Genomic DNA, 24843 nt, shown 5'->3' with positions numbered 1-24843 from the left:
TCGGCGTCACCACGCCGATCTTGATCGGATCGGCGGCAAACGCCGCCCCCGAAAGCGCGCTCGCGGCCAGTGCCGCCGCCAGCGTGACCTTGTAACCACTGATCTTCATGACGTTTCCCCTGGGTTTATGGTTTTCTTGATCGTCGCTCCCAAGGCCCGGACGCCGTGCGCCCGGACCCCTCCATCCGGCGCCGAGGCGCCGGAATTCGTCCGCGTCCGCCGGCGCGCAGGCCGGCGGATGCCTGCCTCAGACCATGGAAAATCCGCCGTTGACGCTGATCACCTGGCCGGTCACCCATTCGGCGCCGGCCGAGGCGAGGAACACCACCATGGGCGCCACGTCGTTCGGCTTGCCGATGCGGCGCAAGGGATAGGCCTTGACGATGCGCTCCATGTTCTTGGCCAGGAATTCCGGGTCCTGGTGCGCGGTCTCGATCAGGCCGAGGGCGATGGTGTTGACGGTGACGTTGTAGCGCCCGAGCTCTTTGGCCATGGACTTGCCGAGCGCGATGGTGCCGCCGCGCGCCGTGGCGGCGATCGAGATGTTCGCCTCGCCGATGCGCGAGCTGTCGCCGACGATGTTGATGACCCGCCCGCTCTGCTGCTTGACCATGTGCCGCGCGGCGGCGTGGGAGCAGTTGAGCGCGCCATAAAGGCAGATGTCGATCTGCTTCTTCCAGTCGGCCGGCTCGGATTCGACGAAGCGCTGGTATTTCACGAAGCCGGCATTGTTGACCAGGATGTCGAGGCGGCCCCACGCGGCGACCACGCCGTCGGTCATCGCCTGCACCTCGCCATAGTCGCTGATGTCGGCCTTGACCGCGCGCGCGGTGCCGCCCGCGGCGGCGATCTCGTCCACCAGCGCCTTAGCCTCGTCCTGCGAGCTGTTGTAATTGACCGCCACGCGGACCCCCTCGCGCGCCAGTCCGCGGGCGATCTCGCCGCCCACATCGCGCGCGCCGCCCGTGACGATGGCGACCTTGTCCTTCAGCCCGGTTTCCATTGCTTCTCCCTTCGCCCTGTTCTTGCGCCCGCCTCGGGCGTTTGGGTCATGAATAGGCGTCGACGCCGGTCCTCAGCGTGCGCCATTGTTCGTCGTCGTGCCCGCAGATCACCGTGGCACCGCGCGCCTCCTCGGCGCGGACGATTTCGTAGGAGGCGAGCAGCTTCTCGCGGTCCCACGCATTCATCGGCACCTCGTCCCGGTCGAGGTTGCGCTTCAGGGTGACGGCGTCGGCGGCGAGCAGGAAGACACCGTCGCCGGCGAGCTCCGCGCGCAGCCCCATGCAGCCCGGCGTGTGGCCGGGCAGCGGCACGCTGACCAGCCGGCCGTCGCCGAACAGATCGTGGCTCCCGGTGAGCGTGTCGAGGCGCATGGGCAGGTCCCATTCGACGCGCCGGTAGCCCTGCGCGTCGGAATTCTCGGCCTCGGCGGCGGCGAGCTCGGCCGCGTGGCAGAAGAACTGCGCCTTGCGGAAGAAGCAGTTGCAGCCGCAATGGTCGGGATGGAGGTGCGAGTTGACCACCAGGTCGATGTCGTCGGGCTGAAGGCCCACCTGCGCCAGCGCGGCGACCACGTTGGTGTTCGGCGCCGCGATCGGCGTCATCAGGCGGGCAAGGCCGCCCCAGCGCGCCTCGGCGTCGGTCTCCACCGAGGGGTGGCAGCCGGTGTCGAACAGCACGTTGCCCTTGGGATGGCGGAACAACGTGGAGATGACCGGCATCTCGATCTGCTCCTCGCGCGCGGCGTCGGGCACGAAGATGCGCCGGCGCATGCGCACCCGGCCGCCGTCGAGGATGTTCATCTTCATGCGCGCGCTCCCATACCGGCGCTCGTCGGCATCTCGATGCAATCGCTCATCACCATCTCGATACAGGCCTCTCCCGCCCCTGTGTCCGGCGCCGGCCGGGTCGATGCACCTGCGCGCCGGGACCGCGCCGATGCCCGAAGGGAAATAGGTTTTTATTTATCTATTGGTAGTTGATGGCGAGAACACCGTCAATATCCCCTAAATTCGCGTTTAAGTTAATATTTTCAATTGTTTATACGATTTTACGGCGCCGGTGACGCGATCTTGCGAGCCTCCCTGTACATATGTAAGCTCTAACTTATAAAGACCGCTGAGCGCGATCTCCATAAGCCGCATTGATCAGCGACGGCGCCAGCGCATTGAAAGATCGGGGGAAACGAACGGGCCATGAAAGCACCCGGGTTTGACTACCGTGCGCCGCGCCGCCTCGCGGAGGCGACCGCGATCCTCCAGGACGCGGGACCGGACGGGCGCGTGCTCGCCGGCGGGCAGAGCCTCATGCCGATGATGAACATGCGCATCGTCGCCCCGCAGATCCTGGTGGACATCAACCGGATCGAGGACTTGGCGCGCCTCGAGGTGGATGGCGGCACGCTGCGGGTCGGCGCGCTGGTGCGCCATGTGGACATCCTGAACTCGCCCTTGGTGGCGGCCGGCTGGCCGCTGATGCGCGAGGCGACCACCTATGTCGCCCATCCCGCCATCCGCAATCGCGGCACCACCTGCGGCAGCGTCGCCCACAACGATCCGGCGGCCGAGCATCCGAGCGTGCTGCTCACGCTCGGCGGCAGCGTGGTGATCGCCAGCGCCGGCGGCCGGCGCGAGGTGCAGGCGCACGACTTCCTCCAGGGCATCATGACCACGGCGCTGGAGCCCGGCGAAATGGTGGTGGAGCTGCGCTACCCCGCGGCCCGCCCGGGCACCGGCTGGGCGTTCGTGGAGTTCGCGCGCCGGCTCGGCGACTTCGCGCTGGGCGGGGCGGCGGCGCTCCTCACCATGCGCCACGGCGTGTGCGAGGAGGCCCGCCTCACCCTCGTCGGCATGGGCGAGGGGCCGGTGCGCGTGCTGGCGGCGGAGGAGCTGCTCACCGGCCAGCGCATCGATGCCGCCGGCGCACGCGACCTGTTCGCGGCGGCGGCGCGGCTCGCCATGGGATCGGTGGAGCCCACCGAGGACGTCCATGCCGGTTCCGGCTACCGGCGGCACCTGGCGGGCGTGATGACCCGCCGCGCCCTCAACACCGCGCTGGCGCGCAGCCGGGGAGAGCACCATGCCTGAGCAGCTGAGCATCACCCTCACGGTGAACGGGCGCACCCACACCAAGGACGTGGCGGCGCGCACCTCGCTCGCCGACTTCCTGCGCGACCAACTGCACCTCACCGGCACCCATCTGGGCTGCGAGCACGGCGTCTGCGGCGCCTGCACCGTGACCGTGGACGGGCGCACCGTGCGCTCCTGCCTGATGCTGGCGGTGCAGGCGGACGGGCGCGAGGTCACCACCATCGAGGGCCTGAAGGACCCGCAGGGCGCCTGGCACCCGGTGCAGAAGGCCTTCTTCGAGCACTTCGCCATCCAGTGCGGCTTCTGCACCCCCGGCTTCTTCGCCACCGCCATCGAGCTCCTGGGCAGCCACCCGGACCCGACCGAGGCGCAGATCCGCGAATACCTGTCCGGCAACATCTGCCGGTGCAGCGGCTACCAGGCGATCGTCGAGGCGGTCCAGGCGGCGGCCGCCGCGCTGCGGGAGCAGGCAACGCAAGGCCACGCGCCGCGCGAGCGCGCGCTGCACGACCACGAGCGGGGGTGACATGTCCGGCACACGTTTCGTCAATGAGCGGATGGTCGGCACCTCGGTGCTGCCTAACGAGGCGATCCCGCTGGTGGAGGGCGAGGGCCGGTTCCTCAACGACATCTCCATGGCGGGCATGTACCACGTCGCCTTCCTGCGCAGCCAGCACGCCCATGCCCGGCTCCTGAAGGTGGACGTGAGCGAGGCGCGGGCGCTGCCGGGGGTGATCCATGTGCTCACCGGCGCCGATCTGCTGGGCCAGGTCGAGCCCTTCAAGTCCATGCCCAACCGCTTCTCCGGCGGCCAGTCGACCCAGCACTGGCTGGCGGTGGAGAAGGTGCGCTTCTGCGGCGAGGCGATCTGCGCCGTGGTGGCGGAGAGCCGGGCGCTGGCCGAGGACGCGATCGAGCGGATCGAGGTGGACTACGATCCCCTGCCCGTGGTCACCAATGCCCGGGCCGGCGAGCGCGACGGTTCCCCACTGGTGCACGACACCTGCCCCAACAACTATCTCATCAAGCGCGAATACCAGAACGGCGACGTGGATGGCGCCTTCGCGGCCGCCCACCTGGTGGTCAAGCGCCGCTTCCAGCTCGGCCGCAAGCAGGCGATGTGCATGGAGGGGCGCGGGTGCGTCGCCGCCTGGCGCGACGGCTCGTTCAAGCTCTCCATGTGGATGAGCCACCAGTTGCCTTACGTGGTGCGCCACTATCTGGCGCGGCACCTGGGCCTTGGCGAGACCGACATCCGCGTGGTGGCGCCCCAGACCGGCGGCGGCTTCGGCCAGAAGGCCTCCATCTATCCGGAGGAGTTCGTGTGCGCCTATCTCGCGCTCCAGCTGCGCCGCCCGGTGAAATGGGTGGAGGACCGGCTGGAGAACATGGTCGCCTCCACCCATGCGCGCGAGCACGACATCGAGGTGGAGCTGGCATTCGATGCCGAGGGGCGGATCCTGGCGCTGCAATCGGACATCTGGACCGACGTCGGCGCCTATTCGACCTATCTGTGGTCGGCCGGCATGGAGCCGCTGCAGACCGGCGGGCTGATGCCGGGCCCCTACCAGGTGAAGGCGCTGCGCTACGTGACGCGCGGCGTCGCCACCAACAAGACCCCGGTCGGCCCCTATCGCGCGGTGGGGCGCCCGTCGGCCTCCGCCGCGCTGGAGCTGCTGCTCGACCAGGCGGCGGCGCAGCTCGGCATCGACCCGGTCGAGATCCGGCGCCGCAACATCATCCCCCAGAGCCAGATGCCGTTCCGCAACGCCAACAATCTGGTGCACGACAATGTGGGCTACCTGCCGTGCCTCGACATGGCGGTCTCCAAATCCGGCTACCGGGCGCTGCGCGCGGAGCAGCGCGAGATGCTCGCCAAGGGCAAGCTGCGCGGCATCGGCATCGTCTGCTTCGCCGAGTTGACCGGCCTCGGCACCAGCACGGCGGTGGGGCCGGGAACCCTGCTCCAGCCCGGCCGCGACGCGGTCACGCTGCGCATCGAGACCACCGGCACCCTCACCCTCGCCGCGGCCCTGCCCTCCCAGGGCCAGCGCATCGCCACCGCCATGCGGCAGGTGGCGGCGGACGAGCTCGGCATGCGGATCGACGACATCGCCTGCCTCACCAACGACACCGGCATGGCGCCCTACGGCTTCGGCACCTTCGCCTCGCGCACCGCGGTGTTCGGCTCGGGCGCGGTGATCCAGGCGGCCGGCGAGCTGAGGCGCCGCATCCTCGACGTCGCCGCCCACCTGATGCAGGTGCCGGCCGAGGAGCTGATGCTGGTGGACAGCGTGGTGGAGACGATCGACCGCACCAAGTCGCTGCCTCTGCGCCAGCTCGCCGAGCGCAGCTTCTTCTCGGCCAAGGACATTCCGAGCGAGATCAACAAGGGCTTCGAGGTCACCGCCTTCTACGATCCCAAGCACGGCTCGTTCGCCGCCGGCGCCCATGTGGTGGTGGTGGACGTGGACGAGGAGACCGGCGGCGTCGAGATCGTGCGCTACGTCGCCGCCGAGGACGTGGGCCGGCTGATCAACCCCGCGGTGGTGGAAGGCCAGATCATCGGCGGCATCGCGCAAGGGGTGGGCGAGGCGCTGCTGGAGCAGCTCGTCTACGACGAGAACGGCCAGCCCCGCACGGTCACGCTCGCCGACTATCTCGTGCCCTCGGCGCTGGAGGTGCCGCACGTCGAGCTGCACCACGCCAACACGCCCTCCGGCGCCCTGGGCGGCTTCAAGGGCTGCGGCGAGGGCTCGATCATCGGCGCCCTCGCCGGCATCTCCTGCGCCGTGGCCGACGCGCTGCGCCAGCGCGGCGGCGACATCTTTCAGTTCCCGGCGACGCCGGAGCGGGTGCTGCGCGGCCTCGGCGTCGCGCTGGACGAGGCGGTCTAGCCCGAGGCCAGGGCTGATCGGAAAACGACGAAGGCGCGCCCGGCCGCGGCCGGAAAAGCGCCGCGCAGGCAAGGGAAGGGAGCTGCTATGCACCAGGACATCCGGGGCTTGGACGTGACGACCTCGAGCCCGAAGGCGGTCGCCCATCTCGACCGGGCGGTGGCCGACTATCTCAATTACGGCACCAATGCCTCCACCGAGGTGAAGGCGGCGCTCGCCGAGGACCCCTACTGCGTCCTCGCCCAGTGCTATCGCGGCTATCTGCTGATGATGCTGGAGAACCCCGCGGTGTTCCCGAAGCTGCGCCAGACCCTGGCGGAGCTGGAGAAAGCGGGCGGCGACATCACCGAGCGCGAGCGGCTCCACCTTGCGGCCCTCAAGGCCTGGGTGAAGGGCGACCTCATGAATGCGTGCCTTGCCTGGGAGCAGGTGCTCAACCAGTGGCCGCAGGACCTGATGGCCCTGAAGCTGCACCACACCATGGCGTTCTACACCGGCCGCAACAACGTGCTGCGCTCGGTGGTCTCCGGCGCGCTCGGCGCCTGGGACGAGGCCACGCCCGGCTATTCCCACGTGCAGGGCATGTACGCCTATGCGCTCGAGGAGTGCGGCGCCTATGCCGATGCGGAGCGCTGGGGCCGCGCGGCGGTGGAGGCCAACCCCGAGGACCTGTGGGCGATCCATTCGGTCGCCCATGTGATGGAGATGCAGGGCCGCTTCGGCGAGGGCGCCGACTGGCTCGACTATTCGCGCGACGACTGGGCGCACAAGAACTTCTTCAAGGCTCATGTGTGGTGGCACCGGGGGCTGTTCCACATCGTCGCCGAGAACTACGAGCGCGCCCTCCAGGTGTTCGACAACGAGCTGTCCTCGCTCAATTCGGAGACCTATGTGGACGTCTCCAACCAGGCCGCGTTCCTCAAGCGGCTGCAGATCGCCGGCGTCGACGTGGGCAACCGCTGGGACCTCATCGCCGAGCATGCGGCGACGCGCATCCATGACCACGTCTTGCCGTTCCGCGACGCCCATTTCTGCCTCGCGCTCGCCGCCAAGGGGCGGTTCGACACGGCGCGCGCGCAGATCCAGTCCATGGCGGTGTTCGCCACCGAGGGCGAGGGCTGGAACGCGCGCACCACGCAGGCGATCCTGATCCCGCTCTGCGAGGCCATGATCGCCTATGAAAACGGCGAATACGCCAAGGCCTGCGACATCCTCTGGCCCATGCGCAACGAGCTCGCCCCCATCGGCGGCAGCCTCGCCCAGCGCGATCTGTTCTCGCAGATCCTCATCGACGCGGCGCGGCGCGCCGGCCGCCTGCACATGACCCGCAGCCTGCTCTCCGAGCGCGTCGCCCAGTTCCCGCGCGCGCGGCGCAACTGGCGCGACTACGCCAAGGTGCTGACGGACCTCGGGGACATGGATCTCGCCGCCAAGGCGCTGCAGAGCGCCGACGCTTTGCCCGCCCCGGCGGCCGCGTGATCGGGAGAGCAACATGAACGAGACCGTTTTGCCGGGCAAAGTGGCGAGCGTGCCGTCCAACGTCTACGCGCCGTTCGCCTGGGAAGACCCGCTCCAGCTCGAGAGCCTGCTCTCGGCCGAGGAGCGCCTGGTGCGCGACACCTGCCGCGCCTACTGCCAGGACAAATTGATGCCGCGCATCCTCAAGGCCAACCGGGAGCACCGGTTCGACCGCGAGATCATCTCCGAGTTCGGCGCCCTCGGCCTGCTCGGCCTCACCATCCCCGAGAAGTACGGCTGCGCCGGCAGCACCTACGTGATCTACGGCCTGTGCGCCCGCGAGGCGGAGCGGGTGGACAGCGCCTACCGCTCGGCCATGAGCGCGCAGTCCTCGCTCGTCATGCACCCGATCTATGCCTATGGCAGCGAAGCGCAGCGCATGCGCTATCTGCCGAAGCTCGCCACCGGCGAATGGGTGGGCTGCTTCGGCCTCACCGAGCCGGACGCCGGCTCCGATCCCGGCGCCATGGCGACCCGCGCCAGGAGCGTCGACGGCGGTTTCCTTCTCAGCGGCTCGAAGTCCTGGATCACCAATGCTTCCATCGCCGACGTGTTCGTGATCTGGGCGAAGACCGACGACGGCATCATCCGCGGCTTCGTTCTGGAGCGCGGCATGAAGGGCCTCTCCACCCAGGCCATCACCGGCAAGCTGAGCCTGCACGCCTCGCCCACCGGCAACATCGCGCTGGAGGACGTGTTCGTCGAGGCCGACCGGCTGCTGCCCAACGTCACCGGCCTTGCCGGTCCCTTCGGCTGCCTCAACCGCGCGCGCTACGGCATCTCCTGGGGCGCCATGGGCGCGGCCGAATTCTGCTGGCACGCGGCGCGGCAATACACGCTCGACCGCAAGCAGTTCGGCCGCCCGCTGGCGGCCACCCAATTGGTGCAGAAGAAGCTGGTGGACATGCAGACCGAGATCACGCTGGGCCTGCTCGCCTGTCTCCAGGCGGGGCGGCTGTTCGACGCCGGCCAGATCGCGCCGGAGACGATCTCGCTCATCAAGCGCAACAATTGCGGCAAGGCGCTCGACATCGCCCGCATGGCCCGCGACATGCACGGCGGCAACGGCATCAGCGACGAATTCCACGTCATGCGCCACATGGTGAACCTCGAGACGGTGAACACCTATGAGGGCACCCACGACGTGCACGCGCTGATCCTCGGCCGCGCGCAGACCGGCATCCAGGCCTTCTTCTGAGCACCGTCTGGTCTATGCTGCTGCCACGTCCATCCCCGCCCCGCGCGGAGCGGGCGATGGTCGGAACGGGCGCCTCGGAAAGGCCGCGCCGGGCAGAGGGAGTTTGGGCATGACGCAAACCGCGCAGGCCGAGGGACGCATCGTCTGCGAGCGCGAGGGTCCGGTGGCGCGCCTCGTGATCGACAATCCCGACCGCCGCAACGCCATCGACCTTGCCATGTGGCGGCAGGCCATGGCGCTCCTCGACCAATTGGCGCACGACGACGCGGTGCGGGTGCTCGTGGTCGCGGGCCGGGGCGAGACCGCCTTCGCCTCGGGCGCCGACATCTCGAAGTTCGAGCGCGAGCGCAACACCGCCGAGGAGGTGGCGCGCTATCACGAGGCATCGGCCGGCGCCTACCGGCGCCTCAAGGGCTTCCCCAAGCCCGCCGTCGCCTCCATCGGCGGCTTCTGCATCGGCGGCGGGCTCGCGCTGGCGCTGTGCTGCGACATCCGCATCTGCGCGGAGGGATCGCGGTTCGCGGTGCCGGCCGCGCGGCTCGGGCTCGGCTACGACATCGAGGGCCAGCGCAACCTCACCGAGGCGGTGGGTGCGGCTGTCGCCGCGGACCTGTTGTTCTCGGCCCGGCAGGTGGACGCGGCGGAGGCGCTGGCGCTCGGCCTCGTGAACCGCGTCGTGCCGGCGGCGGAGCGCGCGGCCATCGTCGCCGATTATGCCGCCGTCATCGCCGCCAATGCGCCGATGACCATCGCCCTCGCCAAGGCCTGCAAGCTCGCTTTGACCCCGTCGGTGCGCCCGGACGAGGAGCTTCGGCTGCAGGAGATGGTGACGGCCTGTTATGCCAGCGCCGACTACAAGGAGGGCCGGCTCGCCTTCAAAGAGAAGCGCGCGCCGGTCTTTTCGGGGCGCTGACGCGCCATCAAGGACGAAAAAGGCAGGACGAATGAACAATTGCTACGCCATCGAGGACCTCGTCCCGGTCGTCCATCCCACCGCCTTCGTGCATCCCACGGCGGTGCTGATCGGCGACGTGGAGATCGGCCCGGGCTGCTATGTGGGCCCGTGCGCCTCGCTGCGCGGCGACTTCGCCCGCGTCGTCATGCGCGAGGGCTCCAACATCCAGGACGGCTGCATCATGCACGGCTTTCCCGGCGGCGACGCCATCATCGACGTGGACGGCCATGTGGGCCACGGCGCGGTGATCCACGGCGCCCATGTGGGCCGCAACGTGCTCATCGGCATCCAGGCGGTGCTGATGGACAATGCGGTGATCGGCGAGGACGCCGTGATCGGCGCCATGACCTACGTGCCGGAAGGCATGGTGGTGCCGCCGAAGAGCCTGGTGGTGGGGGTGCCGGCGCGCATCGTGCGCACGCTCGCCGACAAGGACCTCGGCTGGAAGCGCGGCGGCACGCTCGAATACCAGGAGCTCACCCGGCGCTGCCTCGCCACTTTGCGGCCGGTGACGCCGCTCACCGAGCCCCAGGCGAACCGGCCGCGCTATGAAGGCCGCATCAGCAAGACCCTGAGCGAGGTCCGCGGCAAGGCGGCGCGCGGGTGAACAAGGGGGCCGGTGAATTGGGGGGCGGGTGAGCAGGCGGGCGCCGTAGCCCCCTTCTCCTCGCCTTGATGCTCCAGACCCATCGCTCCACACCCTGCCGTCATCCCCCGGCTTGTCCGGGGGATCCACGGCGCGGCGGGGCTGGCGGCGATTCTGGAAGCGCCGAGCAAGGCGGCCCGGTGGATGCCCCGGACACGCCGGGGCATGACGGCGGTGAAGCAGGGCCACGCCGGCGGCGAAGCCGGATCACACCTGCTCGAAATTCTCCAGCGGCAGGGCGCTCTCGTCGGCGAGGAAGCGCACCAGCTCCTCCTCCATGGCCCTGAGCTGCGCGACCTTCATGCGCAGCGAGAGCAGCTGGAACTTGCGCGCCTCCATCTTCGGCCCCGGATGGGCGGTGATGCGCGCCTCGACCGATTCCAGATAGGCGCATTCCTCGCGGATGCGCTCGAGGTTCGAGAGCAGCTCCTTGTGGATGGTGGCGCGGTCCGCGAAATTGCCGAAGAAGATGCGCAGCAGCACCTCGTCGCGGGTGACCGAGGAGCGGATCGGCTCGTTGAGGAACGCCTGCAGCGCCGCGCGGCCTTCCTCGGTGATGGCGTGGATCTTCTTGTCGGGCTTGCTGCGCTGCGGCAGGTCGACCGAGGTGATGAACCCCTCCTCCCGGAGCTTGGCGAGGGTATTGTAGATCTGGGGAGAGGTCGCGTTCCAGATGTAGTAAATCGACCGCTCGATGGTCCGTTTCAAGTCGTATCCGGACGCCGGCTGAATGGCGATCAGCCCGAGCAGCGCAAACTTCAGCGACATTCCAGTCTACCATGCGTAATGCCGGCGCTGCGTGGCCGTCTATGCACGCCCGGCGCCGAGCCGTCTTCCGTCCCGTGGGGAAATTAATCTAGAGCATCGCCCGCGCCCGCGCCAGCAGCCCGGCGCCGGCCGGGCGCCCGCGTCAGGCCGGCCTGGCGGGCGCGGGCGCGCGCAGGACCAGCATGTTGCCGACCAGCACGAGGGCGATGCCGAGCGCCGCCGATACCGTCCAGTGAAAGTCCTCGAAGAAGGTGGAGAGCGCGAGCGCGATCAGCGGATAGAGCACCGTCCCGTAGCCCGCCCGGCTGGCGCCGATGCGCCGCACCAGCGCGAGATAGATGCCGAAGCCCGAGAGCGTGGGGCCGACGACCAGGAAGGCGAGCGAGCCGAGATAGCGCGCCGAGGTCTCGATGAGGAAGGGCTTGCCGCCGGCGAGCGCGGCGATCCCCAGCACGGCGAGGCCGTAGGCGAAGCTGAAGGCGGTCATGGACAAAAGCGGCAGGCCGCGCCGGCCGGCGACGCCCGACAGGATGCTGCCGATCGAGAAGCAGCAGGTGCCGACCAGCGCCAGCACCAGGCCGACGCCCATATGGGCCTTCGCCTCGGCCCCGCCGGTCCCGCCGGACATGGCGGCGATCACGCTCGGCCCGAACACCAGCGCCGTGCCCGCCACGCCGAGCGCCGCGCCGAACAGGAGGCCGCGCCGCAGCGGCGCGCCGAGGAACAGCGCCGACATGAGCGGGATGATGATGGCCACCAGCGAGAACACCACCGACATCAGACCCGAGGGCAGGTGGTAGCCGGCATAATAGAAGCTCAGGAAGTTGCAGGAGAACAGCGAGGCGCCGAGGCCCAGGAACAGGACATGGTCGCGCAGGCCGAAGGCGAGCCGCGCCCCGGTGGCGAGCACCACCGCGAACACCACCGGCGTCGCGAACGCGAAGCGCCAGAAGGCCGAGACCTCCGGCGCCACCTCGCCGAGCTGGAGCCGCATGGGCAGCCAGCCGGAGCCGAAAATGACGACGCTCGCCACATAGAGCATCCAGTCGGTGGAGCCCAGGGGGGCATCGCGCGGGGGATGGGACATGGCAGGATCCGCGTGGCCTGAGGCGATGCGAGGATGGTGAGGGGACGGCTTGCGCCGGCGCGAGGAGGGGTGGCGAATGGCGCTCCGGCGCGCGGAGCAGACGGGGATGGAACAGGAGCGGTTTCACCGCCGGCCGGCCACCAAGACGACGATGTTCGGCCGGTCGGATGGAAGTCTAGCCGGTCGCGGCGCCGCGCGCGCGGGTGCCGTCCGCATCCGGCCGCGCCCGGCTCTGCGCCGCACGCATGGGTCCAGGAGGCCGCCGGCCGCCCGGCGCCGGGCTCAATAAGCGAGCGCGGTGAAGGCGGGCTCCACCGATCCGTGCCAATCGGTGCGGTAATGCTCCAGAAGCAGATCGGCGGGCGAGCGGCCGGTGAGCACCGCCTCCTCCAGCGGCTCGAGGAAATGGGTCTCGTCGCGCCCCCTGCGGTCGAGGCGCTGCCGCCGGCGCAGGCCCTCGGTGGCGAGCGCCAGCGCGCGCCGGGCGACGTCGCGCGCCGTGCCGGAGCGGAACGGCGCGCCGAGCGCCAGGCGGGGCACGTCGTCGCGCAGCTTCTGGCGCTCTTCGGCGGTCCAGTCCTTCACCAGGTCCCAGGCGGCGTCCAGGCTCTCCTGGTCGTAAAGCAGCCCCACCCAGAAGGCCGGCAGCGCGCACAGCTTCGCCCACGGGCCGGCGTCGGCCCCGCGCATCTCCAGGAAGCGCTTGAGGCGCACCTCGGGGAAGATGGTGGACAGGTGATTGATCCAGTCGGAGAGCGAGGCGCTCTCGCCCGGCAGCAGCGGGTGGCGGCCGGCCAGCAGGTCGCGGAACGAGCTGCCGGCCACGTCGACATAGCTGTCGCCGCGCTTGACGAAATACATCGGCACGTCGAGCGCGTAGTCGACATAGCGCTCGAAGCCGAAGCCGTCCTCGAAGGCGAAGGGCAGCATGCCGGAGCGGTCGTTGTCGGTGTCGCGCCAGATCTCCGAGCGGAACGACAGGAAGCCGTTGGGCTTGCCCTCGGTGAAGGGCGAATTGGCGAACAGCGCGGTGGCGATGGGCTGGAGCGCGAGGCCGACGCGCATCTTGCGCACCATGTCGGCTTCCGAGGAGAAATCGAGATTCACCTGCACGGTGCAGGTGCGGAACATCATGTCGAGCCCGAGCGTGCCCACCTTGGGCATATAAGCGGACATGATCTTGTAGCGCCCCTTGGGCATCACCGGGGTCTCCGAGCGCGACCATTTGGGGCTCATGCCGATGCCGAGGAAGCCGATGCCGAGCGGGGTTGCGACCTCGCGCACCTGGGCGAGGTGGGCGTTCAGCTCGGAGCAGGTCTCGTGGATGGTGGAGACCGGCGCGCCGGAGAGCTCGAACTGGCCGCCCGGCTCCAGCGAGATGGCCCCGCCCCCGGTCACGTCGGCGAGGCCGATGATGGTCTCGCCCTCCATGATCGGCTCCCAGCCGAGCAGCATGCGCATGCCTTCCAGCAGCGCGCGGATGCCCTTGAGCCCCTCATAGGGCACCGGCTCGTGGCGGGAGAGCGTGAACGGGATCTTCTCGTGCTCGGTTCCGATACGGAAGGCGCCCTGCGGCTTGTTCCCCTTCTCCATCCAGGCGACGAGCTCGTCGCGCGAGGAAATGGGGGTCGCATCCAACGTGTCGCGCGCCATAAAAAATCTCTTCGAGCAAAATCGGCGGGCGACCATACACGCCCGCATCGCCGAGGCAAACGGGCGGCGCGCCGCCCGCCCAAAACCGCCGCCGGCCGCCGCATTTCCCTCCTGGCGATGTGAAACGCCGCCCCGCCGGCCTCAGGGCGTCCCGGGGCCGGGCGGGGCGGCGACCGGGACGGCGCGCGCGGCCGCGGGCGGCTCCACCGGTTCCTCGACCAGCTCTTCGGCGGGCTTCACCGGTTCCACGAACAGCCGGTCCTCGTCCGGCGACAGGTCGCGCACCGCCGAGAAGGCCAGCACCGTGAGCGGGGTGGCGAGCAGCACGCCGAGCGGCCCGAGCACGGTGCCGAACACCACCACGGCGAACAGCGTCACCGCCGGCGGCAACGAGACCATGCGCTGCTGGAGCACCGGCGTGATGAGGTTGCTCTCGGTCTGCTGCACCACCACGAACAGCGCGAGCGTCCACAGCGCCGAATCGAGACCGATGGTCAACGCGATCAGCAGCGCCGGCACCGCCGAGACCACCGGCCCCACCATGGGGATGAACTCGGCGAGCCCGGTGAACAGCGCCAGCGCCAGCGCCGAGGGAATGCCGAGCACGGTCAGTCCGATGAAGGTGAGCACCCCCACCACCACCATGGCGATCAGCTGGGCTTTGAGGAAGTTGCGTAGATCGAGCGCCACCGCGTCGAGCCGCCGGCCCATGTCGGGGCGCCGCGCGTGCGGCCAGAAGGCGAGGAACATGTCGCGATAGGTCTTCGGGTCGACGGCGAAATAAAGCCCGCCGACCAGCACCAGGAAGGCGCCGAGCACGGCCTGAAAGACATTGCTGGTCAGGCCCTGGACCACCGAGAGCACGGTGTCGCTGGAGGGCGCGGCGGCTTCCGCGCGCCGCAGCAGGTCGTCGCCCAGGCCCTCGAGATGGAAGCGCTGCTCGAAGGCGGCCCACGCGGCCGGCAGGGTCTGCACCAGTTCGAGCACCTGGCTGCGGATGGTCGAGCCGAACAGATAGAGGACCAGGCCGGTGCCGCCGAACACCAGCAGCGCCACCGGAAACACGGCGTAGCGCTCCGGGCAGCGGGTAAGGCGGGAGAAGGGTTCGGCGAGCGCGTGCAGCGCCAAGGCGAGCAGCACCGCCGCGAACACGAGGAGGATCACGTCCACCGCGAGCCAGGCGAGATAGAGCGCGCCCAGAATGACTCCCGCCAGCGCGACGCGCCGTGCCAGCCTGACTTGGGACCGCATGGATAGATCCTTATTCCGCACCGAGGACGACAGGAACGCGCCCGCCCCCTTTGCGGGTCCGTGTCCGCGGCAGGCATCGCGGGCACGGCCTCTATCGGACAAAACCCGGCCGGTGTCATCGGCCCGGCGGCGCGGGCGCAGCCGGACGCCGCCGCCCGCGTGCCGCGTTCAGGAGGCGCCGCGCCGGCGCTCCTCCTCCACCAATTCCTTCTTGGAGAGCTTGCCCACCAGCGTCTTCGGCAGGCTCTCGCGGATCTCGATCACCTTCGGCATCTCGATCTTCGAGATCTGGTGCGCCAGGAAGCCCATGATCTCCTCCGGCGTCGCGCTCTCGCCCTCCCTCAGGGTGACGAAAGCCTTCGGCGCCTGGCCGCGATAGGGATCATCGACGCCGATGGCCGCCGCCTCCGACACCGCCGGATGGAGGTAGAGCGCCTCCTCGATCACACGGGGATAGACATTGTAGCCGCCGCACAGGATCACGTCCTTGATGCGGTCCACCAGGAACAGATAGCCGTCGGCGTCGAGATAGCCCACGTCGCCGGTGCGCAGGGCGCCGTCGATGAAGGCGCTCGCGGTCTCGTCGGGGCGCCCGTAATAGCCCGCCATCACCTGCGGGCCGCGCACGCACACCTCGCCCTTCTCGCCGGTGGGCATGAGCCGGGTGGGGTCGGCGAGATCGCGGATCTCGATCACGGTCTGCGGCAGAGCGGTGCCGACCGATCCGTCCTTGACCAAACCGAGCGGCGGATTGGCGCTCACCACCGGCGAGGTCTCCGACAGGCCGTAGCCCTCCACCAGCTTGCAGCCGGTGAGGTGCTCGAAGGTTTCGCGCACCTCCCTCGGCAGGGGGGCCCCGCCGGAAATGCACAAGGTGAGCGAGGACAGATCGCGCTTCTCGATGCCCCGGTGGGCGTTGATGGCGGCGTAGATGGTGGGCACGCCCGGGAACATGGTCGGCTTCTGCCGCTCGATGTCGTCGAGCACGTCGGCGAGGTTGAAGCGCGGCACCAGGATGATCTCCGCCCCGAGGCAGATGGGGATCAGCATCACCGTCTGCATGGCGAAGACGTGGAACAGCGGCAACACGCCGAGCACGCGCGTGACGCCGATGCGCTCGCAGTCGGCGTGCACCACCACCTGGCGGGCATTGGCCGAGACGTTGGCGTGGGTGAGCATGGCGCCCTTGGGCACGCCGGTGGTGCCGCCGGTATATTGCAGCACCGCCACGTCGGTCGCGGGATCGATCTCCACCGGCGTCGGCCGCTCGCCGTGCTTCAGCAGCGCGCGGAAGTGGAGGTGGACGCCGTCGCCGGCATCGTATTTCGCCTGCTCCTTGCGCTTGAAGAGGGTGAACAAAAGCCCCTTGGGGAATGGCAGAACCCCGGCGAGCGGGCAGACCACGATGGTCTTCAGCCCCGCCTCCGCCGCCACCGCCGCGACCCGCGAATGGATCAGGTGGAGGTCGGGCACGACCATGATGGCGGTGCCGGAATCGCGGATCTGGTGCCGCAGCTCGCGCTCCACGTAAAGCGGGCTGTAGTTCACCACCGTGCCGCCCGCCTTCATGACGGCGAAGAAGAAGATCACCGAATAGGGCGTGTTGGGCAGGCACAGGCCCACCTTGGTGCCCTTGCCGACGCCGCGCGCCTGGAGGCCGGCGGCGACCCGGTCGACCAGCGCGCCGAGGTCGGCATAGCTCCATTTGCGCCCGAGAAAGTTCAATGCGGGCCGCGGGCCATACTGCGCCACGCTCCCGGCCAAGAGGTCCGGCACCGCGACGGCGCCGACCTGGTCCTGATCCGTGCGGTGAAGCATGGATGTCCTCCCTCTTCGCGCGGGCCTTTGGGACGGGCCGCGCCTGCCCGGGCTTTGCCGGTGCCTTTGCGTAATATACTGCCGCGGCAGCTTGAATGGCGATCCGCCGAGAGTGACCCGATCCGCGTGGTAAATCGCCGACGAAATTCAAAGGGGAAACGTCGTCAGGGCGGCCGGCGATCGGGTCCGACCGCCGCCGGCAACGCGAAAGGCCCGCCGATGCCGAGCAAAGGCGGGCCTGGAGAGGGGCGTCCGGCCGATGCTACTTGGTGATCAGCGGCGTCGCCGCCGCCGGCGAATCGAACTTGTAGCGCAGCGCCACCGAGACGATGTCGACGTAGGCGTCGGTCACGGCGCCCACCAGCGACCCGCGCAGCCCGTTGCCCAAATCGGCCACCGACTGGTTGATCGGGCCTTCCTCGCCGAAGATGTGGGTGTAAGCGAGGTCCAAGGCAAGCTTGTCGGTCACGGCATAGGTCAAGCCCGCCGACAGCCACAGGCGGTTGGTGTCCGGCAGGCGCGGCGAGCGCGTCTCGTCCGGCACCGGGGTGAGCTCATAGGCGATGCCGGCGCGCAGCGCGAGCCTCGGATCCCACTGATACTCGACGCCGCCGGAGAAGAACCAGCCGTCGTTCCACTGCAGGTTCAGGATGCTGGGCGGCGCGGCGATGCTCTCCACCTTGAGCTGCTGCACCGTCGACCAATTGGTCCATTCCACCGTGCCGAGGACGGTGAAGCTGGGCGTGAGCTTGGAGCGCAGCGACAAGGTCGCCTGGTCCGGAAGCAGCAGGCCGGCCTGGGCCGGAAGCTTGGCGACCGGATTGTTGAGGATGAGCGGCGTGATGGTGCCGTTCAGCTCCTGGTCGATCTGCGAGCGATAACCGAGGCCGATGGTGGTGCCGGGCGCCAGCGTCAGCAGGGCGCCGAGATTGACGCCATAGCCGATGGAATCGCCGTCCACCTGCGCCGCGCCGAAGGTGAGCGGGGCGGCGCCGAGCACCTGCGCATTGGAGAGACGGGCGTCGATGTAATTGACGTTGAAGCCGCCGCCGATGGTGAGCCACTCATTCACCTTGTAGGCGATGGAGCCCTGGATGTTCATGTCGAAGATGCGGCTGTAGCAGCCGTAATAGCGGCCCGACCAATTGCAGGGCGCATCCGTGATGAGGCCGAACGGCGCGTTGATCGCCAGGCCGACGGCGATGCGGTCCCACGCATAGGTGATGTAGGTGGCGGGCACCGCCGCGTCGTCGACGATGTCGCCGACGCCCATGGTGCCGAGATTGTTGCCGAAGATCGGCCCGGTGGCGCTGTAGACGTCGACCGAGGCATGGGGCGCGATCCAGGTGACGTTGGCCTCCATGTTGAGGCCGGGCGAGAAGCTGAGCGCCGCCGGGTTCCAGAACATGGAGGCGAGGCCGTCGCCGCCGGCCGCCACGCCGGCGAACGAATAGCCCTGGTAATAGGCGCTCTGCTCGCGCAAGCCGAAGCCGCCCGCCCAGGCCCCGCTGGCGCCGGCGATGGCCAGAACCGGCAGTGTCATCAGCGCGCGGGTGAAGAACGGTCGGCGCGGACATGTGAGATAGGTGGCCATGAGTCCCCCTGTTTGGCGCATTCCTCCGGGCCCGCACGTTGCAGCGCACTATAGGTTTTTACGGTGCCCTATACGTCATCCAGCATGCCTAAACGAACACACGCGTCAACTGTGTTGAGCGGCTGGGCCGCAACGTGACGGCCTGGAATCGCGGCGCTGTGTCGGCAGCGCAACACCAAGGAGATGGGGAGCCGTGCACCCGGCCGCCCATGCCTCTGCCGAACGGCCGCGACTCGGCTTGGCGCGCGCCATCCTAGCCGAGCGGCAGCGGGCGGCGCTGGCTTTCCCCACCCGGCGGCGCGGGGTCCACCGCAGAGTGAAAACGGGACCTCTTGCGCCCAACGTCAAAGCATGTATCTTCGGGGCCGACAGATGACGTATAGGTGAACACGTGGCATCCACAGGAAAGCGTCTCCCCGGCTCCTCGCTGACCGACACCTTCTTCACAGTCACCGAGCTGGCGCGGGACCTCTCAGTCACGCCGCGCACCATCCGCTTCTACGAGGACAAGGGCCTGATCGCCCCTCGCCGGGCCGGCACCATGCGCGTCTACACCAAGCGCGACCGGGCGCGGATGGTGCTGATCCTGCGCGGCAAGCGGCTCGGCTTCTCGCTGCGCGAGATCAAGGAATATCTCGACCTCTACGACGTCGACCCCTCGCAGACCGAGCAGATCCGGCTGCTGCTGAAGAAGGTGCAGACGCGGCTGGAGATGCTGGAGGATCAGCGCCTCGCGCTCGAGGAGAGCATCCTCGAATTGAAGGACATCGAGGAGCAGACCCTCGCCGCGTTGGAGCGGGAGACGGCCCAGAAGAAGGCCGTCGGCTGAAGACGCCCCGAAACGGGGCACGCCGCGGCTAAGGCCGCGGAGCAAAATCAAGATCAAGGCAGGAGAGCCCATGCAGAACGTCGTGATCGCGGGCTATGCCCGCTCGCCTTTCGCGCTCGCCAAGAAGGGCGACCTCGCCCGCGTGCGCCCCGACGACCTGGCCGCCCAGGTGGTGGCCGCGCTGATCGCCCGCACCGGGATGAAGCCGGACGAGATCGAGGATCTCATCGTCGGCTGCGCCTTCCCCGAGGCCGAGCAGGGCTTCAACATCGCCCGCCTGATCGGCATGATCGCCGGGCTGCCGGAGAGCGTGGCGGGCGCCACCGTGAACCGCTTTTGCGGCTCGTCCATGCAGTCGGTGCACATGGCCGCCGGCCAGATCCAGCTCGGCGCCGGCGAGGCGTTCGTGTGCGCCGGCATCGAGAGCATGAGCCGCGTGCCCATGACCGGCTTCAACCCGATGCCGAACCCGGCGCTCTACGCCAAGATGCCGCAGGCCTACATGGCCATGGGCGAGACCGCGGAGAACGTCGCCCGGAAGTGGCAGATCACCCGCGCCGACCAGGACGCCTTCGCGCTCAAGAGTCACCAGAAGGCGGCGCAGGCCGAGGCCGAGGGCCGGTTCAAGGACGAGATCGTGCCGATCCGCGTCAACGGCAAGAGCGCCGAGCGCGACGGCTGCATCCGCCGCGACGCCACCGCCGAAGGGCTCGCCGCGCTCAAGCCCGCGTTCGACGAGCACGGCACGGTGACCGCCGGCACCTCCTCCCCGCTCACCGACGGCGCCTCCGCCGTGCTGGTGTGCACCGAAGCCTATGCGCAGAAGAACGGCCTCGAGCCCCTCGCCCGCCTGAAAAGCGTGGCGGTCGCCGGCTGCGCGCCGGAGATCATGGGCATCGGCCCGGTGGCGGCGACCAAGAAGGCGCTCGCCCGCTCCGGCCTCGACATCTCGCAGATCGACGTGGTGGAGCTGAACGAGGCCTTTGCCTCCCAGGCGCTCGCCTGCCAGCGCGAGCTCGGCATCAAGGACGAGGTGCTGAACCTCGACGGCGGCGCCATCGCGCTCGGCCATCCGCTCGGCGCCACCGGCGCGCGCATCGTCGGCAAGGCGGCCGCCCTGCTGAAGCGCGAGGGCGGCAAATTTGCCCTCGCCACCCAGTGCATCGGCGGCGGCCAGGGCATCGCCACCGTGCTCGAGCGCGTCTGAGGGAGGCGCGCCATGAGCCAGGACACCAAGAACGAGATCAGGAAGGTCGCCGTCATCGGCGCCGGTGTCATGGGCGCGGGCATCGCCGCCCATGTGGCCAATGCCGGGGTCGAGGTGCTGCTGCTCGACATCGTCCCCGAGGGCGCCGCGAACCGCGACGTGATCGCCCAGACGGCGGTGGAGAAGCTGCTCAAGGCCGATCCCGCCCCCTTCATGTCCGCCCGGGCGGCGAAGCTGGTGACGACCGGCAACATTGAGGACAACCTTGCCGACCTCGCGGACTGCGACCTCATCGTGGAAGCCATCATCGAGCGGCTCGATCTCAAGCAGGCGCTCTATGCGAAGATCGAAAAGGCGCGCCGGCCGGGCGCGGCGGTGTCGTCCAACACCTCCACCATTCCGCTGGCCGACCTCACGGCCGGCCTCCCGGACAGCTTCAAGCGCGACTTCCTCATCACCCATTTCTTCAATCCGCCGCGCTACATGCGCCTCCTGGAGATCGTCGCCGGGCCGGAGACCAATCCGGACACGGTCGCGGCGGTCTCCCGCTTTGCCGACGTGAAGCTCGGCAAGACGGTGGTGACCTGCAAGGACACGCCCGGCTTCATCGCCAACCGGCTCGGCACCTACTGGCTGCAGCTCGCGGTCGGCGAGGCGTTCGCGCAGGGGCTGAGGATCGAGGACGCGGACGCGGTGATGGGCCGGCCGTTCGGCTTTCCCAAGACCGGCGTGTTCGGCCTCATCGACCTCGTGGGGCTCGATCTGATGCCCCACGTCCAGGGCTCGCTGAAGCGCGCTTTGCCCCTGTCCGACCCGTTCCACGCCACGCTGCGCGAGAGCCCGCTGATCGAGAAGATGATCGCCACCGGCTATACCGGCCGCAAGGGCAAGGGCGGCTTCTATCGCCTCAACCGCGAGGGCGGGGGCAAGCTCAAGGAGGCCATCGACCTTGCCACCGGCGACTACCGCCCGCAGGAGAAGGCGGTCGTTGCCGAGCTGGAGGACGGCGGCGGCCGGGACCTCTTCGCCCTCCTTTCCTCGGACGGCGAAGGCGGGCGCTATGCCCGCGCGGTGATGGTGCGCACGCTCGCTTATGCCGCGCGCCTCGTGCCCGAGGCGGCGGACGACATCGTCGCCGTCGATGCCGCCATGAGGCTCGGCTACAACTGGAAATGGGGCCCGTTCGAGCTGATCGACACGATCGGCGCCGCCCGGCTGATCGCCCTGCTGAAGGCGGACGGCGAGGAGATCCCGCCGCTGCTGGCGCTGGCCGAAGACAAGCCGTTCTACCGGGTGGCGGACGGCAAGCGGCAGTTCCTCGCCCGCGACGGCGCCTATCGCGACGTGGTGCGGGCGCCGGGCGTGCTGCTGCTGGAAGACATCAAGCTCAGGTCCGAGCCGGTGGCCAGGAACGGCTCCGCCGCCCTGTGGGACATCGGCGACGGCGTGCTGTGCCTGGAATTCACCTCCAAGGGCAATTCCCTGGACGAGGGCATCATCACGATGCTCGCCAAGGCGCTGAAGCTGGTGAAGGACAAGCACAAGGCGCTCGTCATCTACAACGAGGGCTCCAACTTCTCGGTGGGGGCGAACCTGGGCCTTGCCTTGTTCGCCTGCAACATCGGCGCCTTCGGCGAGGTGGAGAAGCTGGTCGCCACCGGCCAGAAGACCTATCAGGACATGAAACACGCCCCCTTCCCCGTGGTGGCGGCGCCCTCGGGCCTCGCGCTCGGCGGCGGCTGCGAGATCCTGCTCCACGCGAGCGCGGTGCAGGCCCATGCGGAGAGCTATATCGGCCTCGTGGAATGCGGCGTCGGCGTGCTGCCCGCCTGGGGCGGCTGCACCGCCATGCTGGAGCGCTGGGCCGCCGACCCGAAATTCCCCAAGGGGCCCATGCCGGCGCCGTCCAAGGTGTTCGAGACGGTGTCCACCGCCACGGTGGCGAAATCCGCCGCCGAGGCCAAGGAGCTGAAGTTCCTCACCGAGAGCGACGGCATCACCATGAACCGCGACCGGCTGCTGGCGGACGCCAAGGCCAAGGCGCTCGCCATGGTGGAGGGCTATGCGCCGCCCAAGCCCGTGGAGTTCTTCCTGCCCGGCCCCTCCGGCAAGGCGGCCATGGACATGGCGGTGGAGGGCTTTGCCAAGCGCGGCCTGGCGACCCGGCACGACAAGGTGGTCTCCGCGGCGCTCGCCGAGGTGCTCACCGGCGGCACGGCCGACCATATCGAGCCGGTGCCCGCGGCCAAGGTGCTGGAGCTGGAGCGGGAAGGCTTCATGAAGCTGATCCGCACCGAGGCGACGCTCGAGCGCATCGAGCACGTGCTGGAAACCGGCAAGCCGCTCAGGAACTGAGCCGGCGTAAGCGCCGAGAGATCACGCCGCCGGGCCCCGGCGCGTCCGGGGCATCCACCCCTCCGCCGGGACGAGCGGACGGGTGGACCCTCCGGACGCCGCCGGAGGGTGACGGCCCAACAAGACAGCCCTCGTCCGCGAGAAGGCATTCAGGGAGCCACGCCATGCAGGTCTATACCCCGCCGCTGCGCGACATGCGCTTCGTCCTCCACGAGCTGCACGGCAGCGCCGAGCTCGCCCGCCTGAAGGGCCTGGAGGACCTCTCCCCTGACCTCATCGACGCCGTGCTGGAGGAAGCCGGCAAGCTGGTGGTCGAGGTGCTCGCCCCGCTCAACCAGTCCGGCGACCTCGAAGGCTGCACCTACGAGAACGGCGTGGTGCGCACGCCGAAGGGCTTCAAGGAGGCCTACACCGCGTTCCGCGAAGGCGGGTGGAACGGCATCGCCTGCGATCCCAAATATGGCGGCCAGGGCCTGCCGGCGAGCGTGAACAAGCTGGTCGAGGAGATGCTGTGCTCCGGCAACCTCGCCTTCGGCATCTGCCCCGGTCTGACCCACGGCGCCTACCAGGCGCTGAAGGCCTATGCCTCGGACGAATTGAAGGACCGCTTCCTGCCGAAGATGGTGGACGGCATCTGGTCCGGCTCCATGTGCCTCACCGAGCCGCAATGCGGCACCGACCTCGGCCTCGTGCGCACCAAGGCGGAGCCTCAAGCCGACGGCTCCTACAAGATCACCGGCAACAAGATCTTCATCTCCGCCGGCGAGCACGACATGACCGAGAACATCGTCCATCTGGTGCTCGCCCGCCTGCCGGACGCGCCCAAGGGCATCAAGGGCATCTCGCTGTTCCTGGTGCCGAAATTCCTGCCCAAGGCGGACGGCTCCGTCGGCCCGCGCAACGGCGTCACCTGCACCGGCATCGAGCACAAGATGGGCATCCACGGCTCCTCCACCTGCCAGTTGTCGTTCGACGAGGCCACCGGCTGGATCGTCGGCGCGCCCCACAAGGGCATGCGCGCCATGTTCGCGATGATGAATTCCGAGCGCCTGTCGGTCGGCACCCAGGGGCTCGGCCTCGGGGAAGCCGCCTACCAGTCGGCCGTGGCCTACGCCAAGGAGCGCCTCCAGGGCCGCGCCTTGTCGGGGCCGAAGCATCCCGACAAGCCGGCCGACCCCATCATCGTGCATCCGGACGTGCGGCGCACGCTGATGACCATGCGCGCCTACAATGAGGGCTGCCGGGCGCTCGCCGGCTGGGTGGCGCGGGCGCTCGACATGATGGAGCGGGCCGAGGACCCGCAGGAGCGCCAGCGGGCCGAGGACTTCACGGCGCTGATGACGCCCATCGTCAAGGCGCTGTTCACCGACCTCGGCTTCGAGGCCACCTCCATGGGCATGCAGGTCTATGGCGGCCACGGCTACATCCGCGACCACGGCATGGAGCAATATGTGCGCGATGCCCGCATCGCCATGATCTATGAGGGCACCAACGGCGTGCAGGCGCTCGACCTCGTGGGCCGCAAGCTGCCGGCGCACATGGGGCGCTATCTGCGCTCGTTCTTCCATCCCGTGCTCGCCTACATGGACGCCAAGCTCGACGACGAAAATCTCGGGCCGCTGATCACCCCGCTCTCCAAGGCGTTCGGCGCGCTTCAGCTGGCCACCGCCCACATCGCCGAGAAGGGATTGAAGGACCCCGAGGAGGCGGGCGCGGCGGCGACGCAATATCTGCGGCTGTTCGGGCTGGTGGCGCTCGGCTACATGTGGGTGCGCATGGCCGAGGTGGCGTTCGAGAACAAGGCCACCAACCCGGACGACGCCGCCTTCTACGAGGCCAAGATCACCACCGCGCGCTTCTTCATCGAGAAGCTGCTGCCGGAGGTGGCGGCGCTGTGGGGCTCCATCAAGGCCGGCAAGGCCTCCATGATGGCGCTCGACGAGGCCATGTTCTGATCCCCCGCCGCCCTTCGGGG

At 69.1% G+C, this 24843-nt stretch carries 19 protein-coding genes; 11 read left to right on the top strand and 8 right to left on the bottom strand.

Going from position 1 to position 24843, the window contains the following annotated elements; translation table 11 throughout:
- Positions 1-247: 247 nt before the first annotated feature.
- A complete protein-coding gene (locus ABLE88_RS17410) occupies positions 248-1003 on the bottom strand; it encodes an SDR family NAD(P)-dependent oxidoreductase (RefSeq protein ID WP_348832956.1) in 756 nt (251 codons plus the stop codon).
- 46 nt (positions 1004-1049) lie between these two features.
- Positions 1050-1811, bottom strand: a complete 762-nt coding sequence (locus tag ABLE88_RS17405; RefSeq protein ID WP_348832955.1) for an N-acyl homoserine lactonase family protein — start codon at positions 1809-1811, stop codon at positions 1050-1052.
- 387 nt (positions 1812-2198) lie between these two features.
- On the opposite strand from ABLE88_RS17405, the gene ABLE88_RS17400 reads away from it, so the two are divergent.
- The 7 genes from ABLE88_RS17400 to ABLE88_RS17370 all read left to right on the top strand — a co-directional run bounded on the left by ABLE88_RS17400 (position 2199) and on the right by ABLE88_RS17370 (position 10267).
- Positions 2199-3089, top strand: a complete 891-nt coding sequence (locus ABLE88_RS17400; RefSeq protein ID WP_348832954.1) for an FAD binding domain-containing protein — start codon at positions 2199-2201, stop codon at positions 3087-3089.
- Positions 3082-3618 carry a (2Fe-2S)-binding protein gene (locus ABLE88_RS17395; RefSeq protein WP_348832953.1) on the top strand — a complete coding sequence of 179 codons (537 nt, stop codon included), beginning with the start codon at positions 3082-3084 and terminating at the stop codon, positions 3616-3618. Before ABLE88_RS17400 ends, ABLE88_RS17395 begins: the two co-directional genes overlap by 8 nt.
- Before the next feature lies 1 nt (position 3619).
- Positions 3620-5989, top strand: a complete 2370-nt coding sequence (locus ABLE88_RS17390; protein ID WP_348832952.1) for a xanthine dehydrogenase family protein molybdopterin-binding subunit — start codon at positions 3620-3622, stop codon at positions 5987-5989.
- A gap of 87 nt (positions 5990-6076) precedes the next feature.
- Complete coding sequence (locus tag ABLE88_RS17385; protein WP_348832951.1) at positions 6077-7468, top strand: tetratricopeptide repeat protein; 1392 nt, start codon at positions 6077-6079, stop codon at positions 7466-7468.
- 13 nt (positions 7469-7481) lie between these two features.
- Positions 7482-8705, top strand: a complete 1224-nt coding sequence (locus ABLE88_RS17380; protein ID WP_348832950.1) for an acyl-CoA dehydrogenase — start codon at positions 7482-7484, stop codon at positions 8703-8705.
- Positions 8706-8814: 109 nt separating this feature from the next.
- Entirely contained in the window at positions 8815-9618 is an 804-nt protein-coding gene (locus ABLE88_RS17375) for an enoyl-CoA hydratase (RefSeq protein ID WP_348832949.1), read from the top strand.
- 31 nt (positions 9619-9649) lie between these two features.
- The gene (locus tag ABLE88_RS17370; protein WP_348832948.1) at positions 9650-10267 is read left to right on the top strand and encodes a phenylacetic acid degradation protein PaaY; all 618 of its coding nucleotides are present in this window, start codon (positions 9650-9652) and stop codon (positions 10265-10267) included.
- Positions 10268-10513: 246 nt separating this feature from the next.
- On the opposite strand, the gene ABLE88_RS17365 is transcribed toward ABLE88_RS17370, so the two are convergent.
- The 6 genes from ABLE88_RS17365 to ABLE88_RS17340 all read right to left on the bottom strand — a co-directional run bounded on the left by ABLE88_RS17365 (position 10514) and on the right by ABLE88_RS17340 (position 18477).
- Positions 10514-11074: a PadR family transcriptional regulator gene (locus tag ABLE88_RS17365; protein ID WP_348832947.1), complete on the bottom strand. Its 561-nt coding sequence runs from the start codon at positions 11072-11074 to the stop codon at positions 10514-10516.
- Between the two features lie 142 nt (positions 11075-11216).
- The gene (locus ABLE88_RS17360) at positions 11217-12161 is read right to left on the bottom strand and encodes a DMT family transporter (protein WP_348832946.1); all 945 of its coding nucleotides are present in this window, start codon (positions 12159-12161) and stop codon (positions 11217-11219) included.
- Between the two features lie 282 nt (positions 12162-12443).
- Positions 12444-13814 (bottom strand): glutamate--cysteine ligase, encoded by a 1371-nt coding sequence (locus ABLE88_RS17355; protein ID WP_348832945.1) that lies wholly within the window; start codon positions 13812-13814, stop codon positions 12444-12446.
- Positions 13815-13955: 141 nt separating this feature from the next.
- Positions 13956-15065 (bottom strand): AI-2E family transporter, encoded by a 1110-nt coding sequence (locus tag ABLE88_RS17350; protein ID WP_348832944.1) that lies wholly within the window; start codon positions 15063-15065, stop codon positions 13956-13958.
- 168 nt (positions 15066-15233) lie between these two features.
- The gene (locus tag ABLE88_RS17345) at positions 15234-16883 is read right to left on the bottom strand and encodes a long-chain-fatty-acid--CoA ligase (protein ID WP_348832943.1); all 1650 of its coding nucleotides are present in this window, start codon (positions 16881-16883) and stop codon (positions 15234-15236) included.
- A gap of 262 nt (positions 16884-17145) precedes the next feature.
- On the bottom strand, positions 17146-18477 hold the full coding sequence (locus tag ABLE88_RS17340) for an OmpP1/FadL family transporter (protein WP_348832942.1): 1332 nt from the start codon (positions 18475-18477) through the stop codon (positions 17146-17148).
- Positions 18478-18868: 391 nt separating this feature from the next.
- Here ABLE88_RS17340 and ABLE88_RS17335 point away from each other — a divergent pair, with 391 nt between their 5' ends.
- The 4 genes from ABLE88_RS17335 (at position 18869) to ABLE88_RS17320 (ending at position 24823) form a co-directional block, all read left to right on the top strand.
- Positions 18869-19306, top strand: a complete 438-nt coding sequence (locus ABLE88_RS17335) for a MerR family transcriptional regulator (RefSeq protein WP_348832941.1) — start codon at positions 18869-18871, stop codon at positions 19304-19306.
- Positions 19307-19376: 70 nt separating this feature from the next.
- Entirely contained in the window at positions 19377-20513 is a 1137-nt protein-coding gene (locus ABLE88_RS17330) for a thiolase family protein (protein WP_348832940.1), read from the top strand.
- A gap of 12 nt (positions 20514-20525) precedes the next feature.
- The gene (locus tag ABLE88_RS17325; RefSeq protein ID WP_348832939.1) at positions 20526-22868 is read left to right on the top strand and encodes a 3-hydroxyacyl-CoA dehydrogenase/enoyl-CoA hydratase family protein; all 2343 of its coding nucleotides are present in this window, start codon (positions 20526-20528) and stop codon (positions 22866-22868) included.
- Positions 22869-23032: 164 nt separating this feature from the next.
- Positions 23033-24823 carry an acyl-CoA dehydrogenase C-terminal domain-containing protein gene (locus ABLE88_RS17320; protein ID WP_348832938.1) on the top strand — a complete coding sequence of 597 codons (1791 nt, stop codon included), beginning with the start codon at positions 23033-23035 and terminating at the stop codon, positions 24821-24823.
- Positions 24824-24843: the final 20 nt, after the last annotated feature.

This window comes from Xanthobacter luteus (assembly GCF_040049235.1).
In the GTDB taxonomy this organism is placed as follows: domain Bacteria; phylum Pseudomonadota; class Alphaproteobacteria; order Rhizobiales; family Xanthobacteraceae; genus Xanthobacter.
This window is presented reverse-complemented; position numbering and strand designations above follow the sequence as displayed.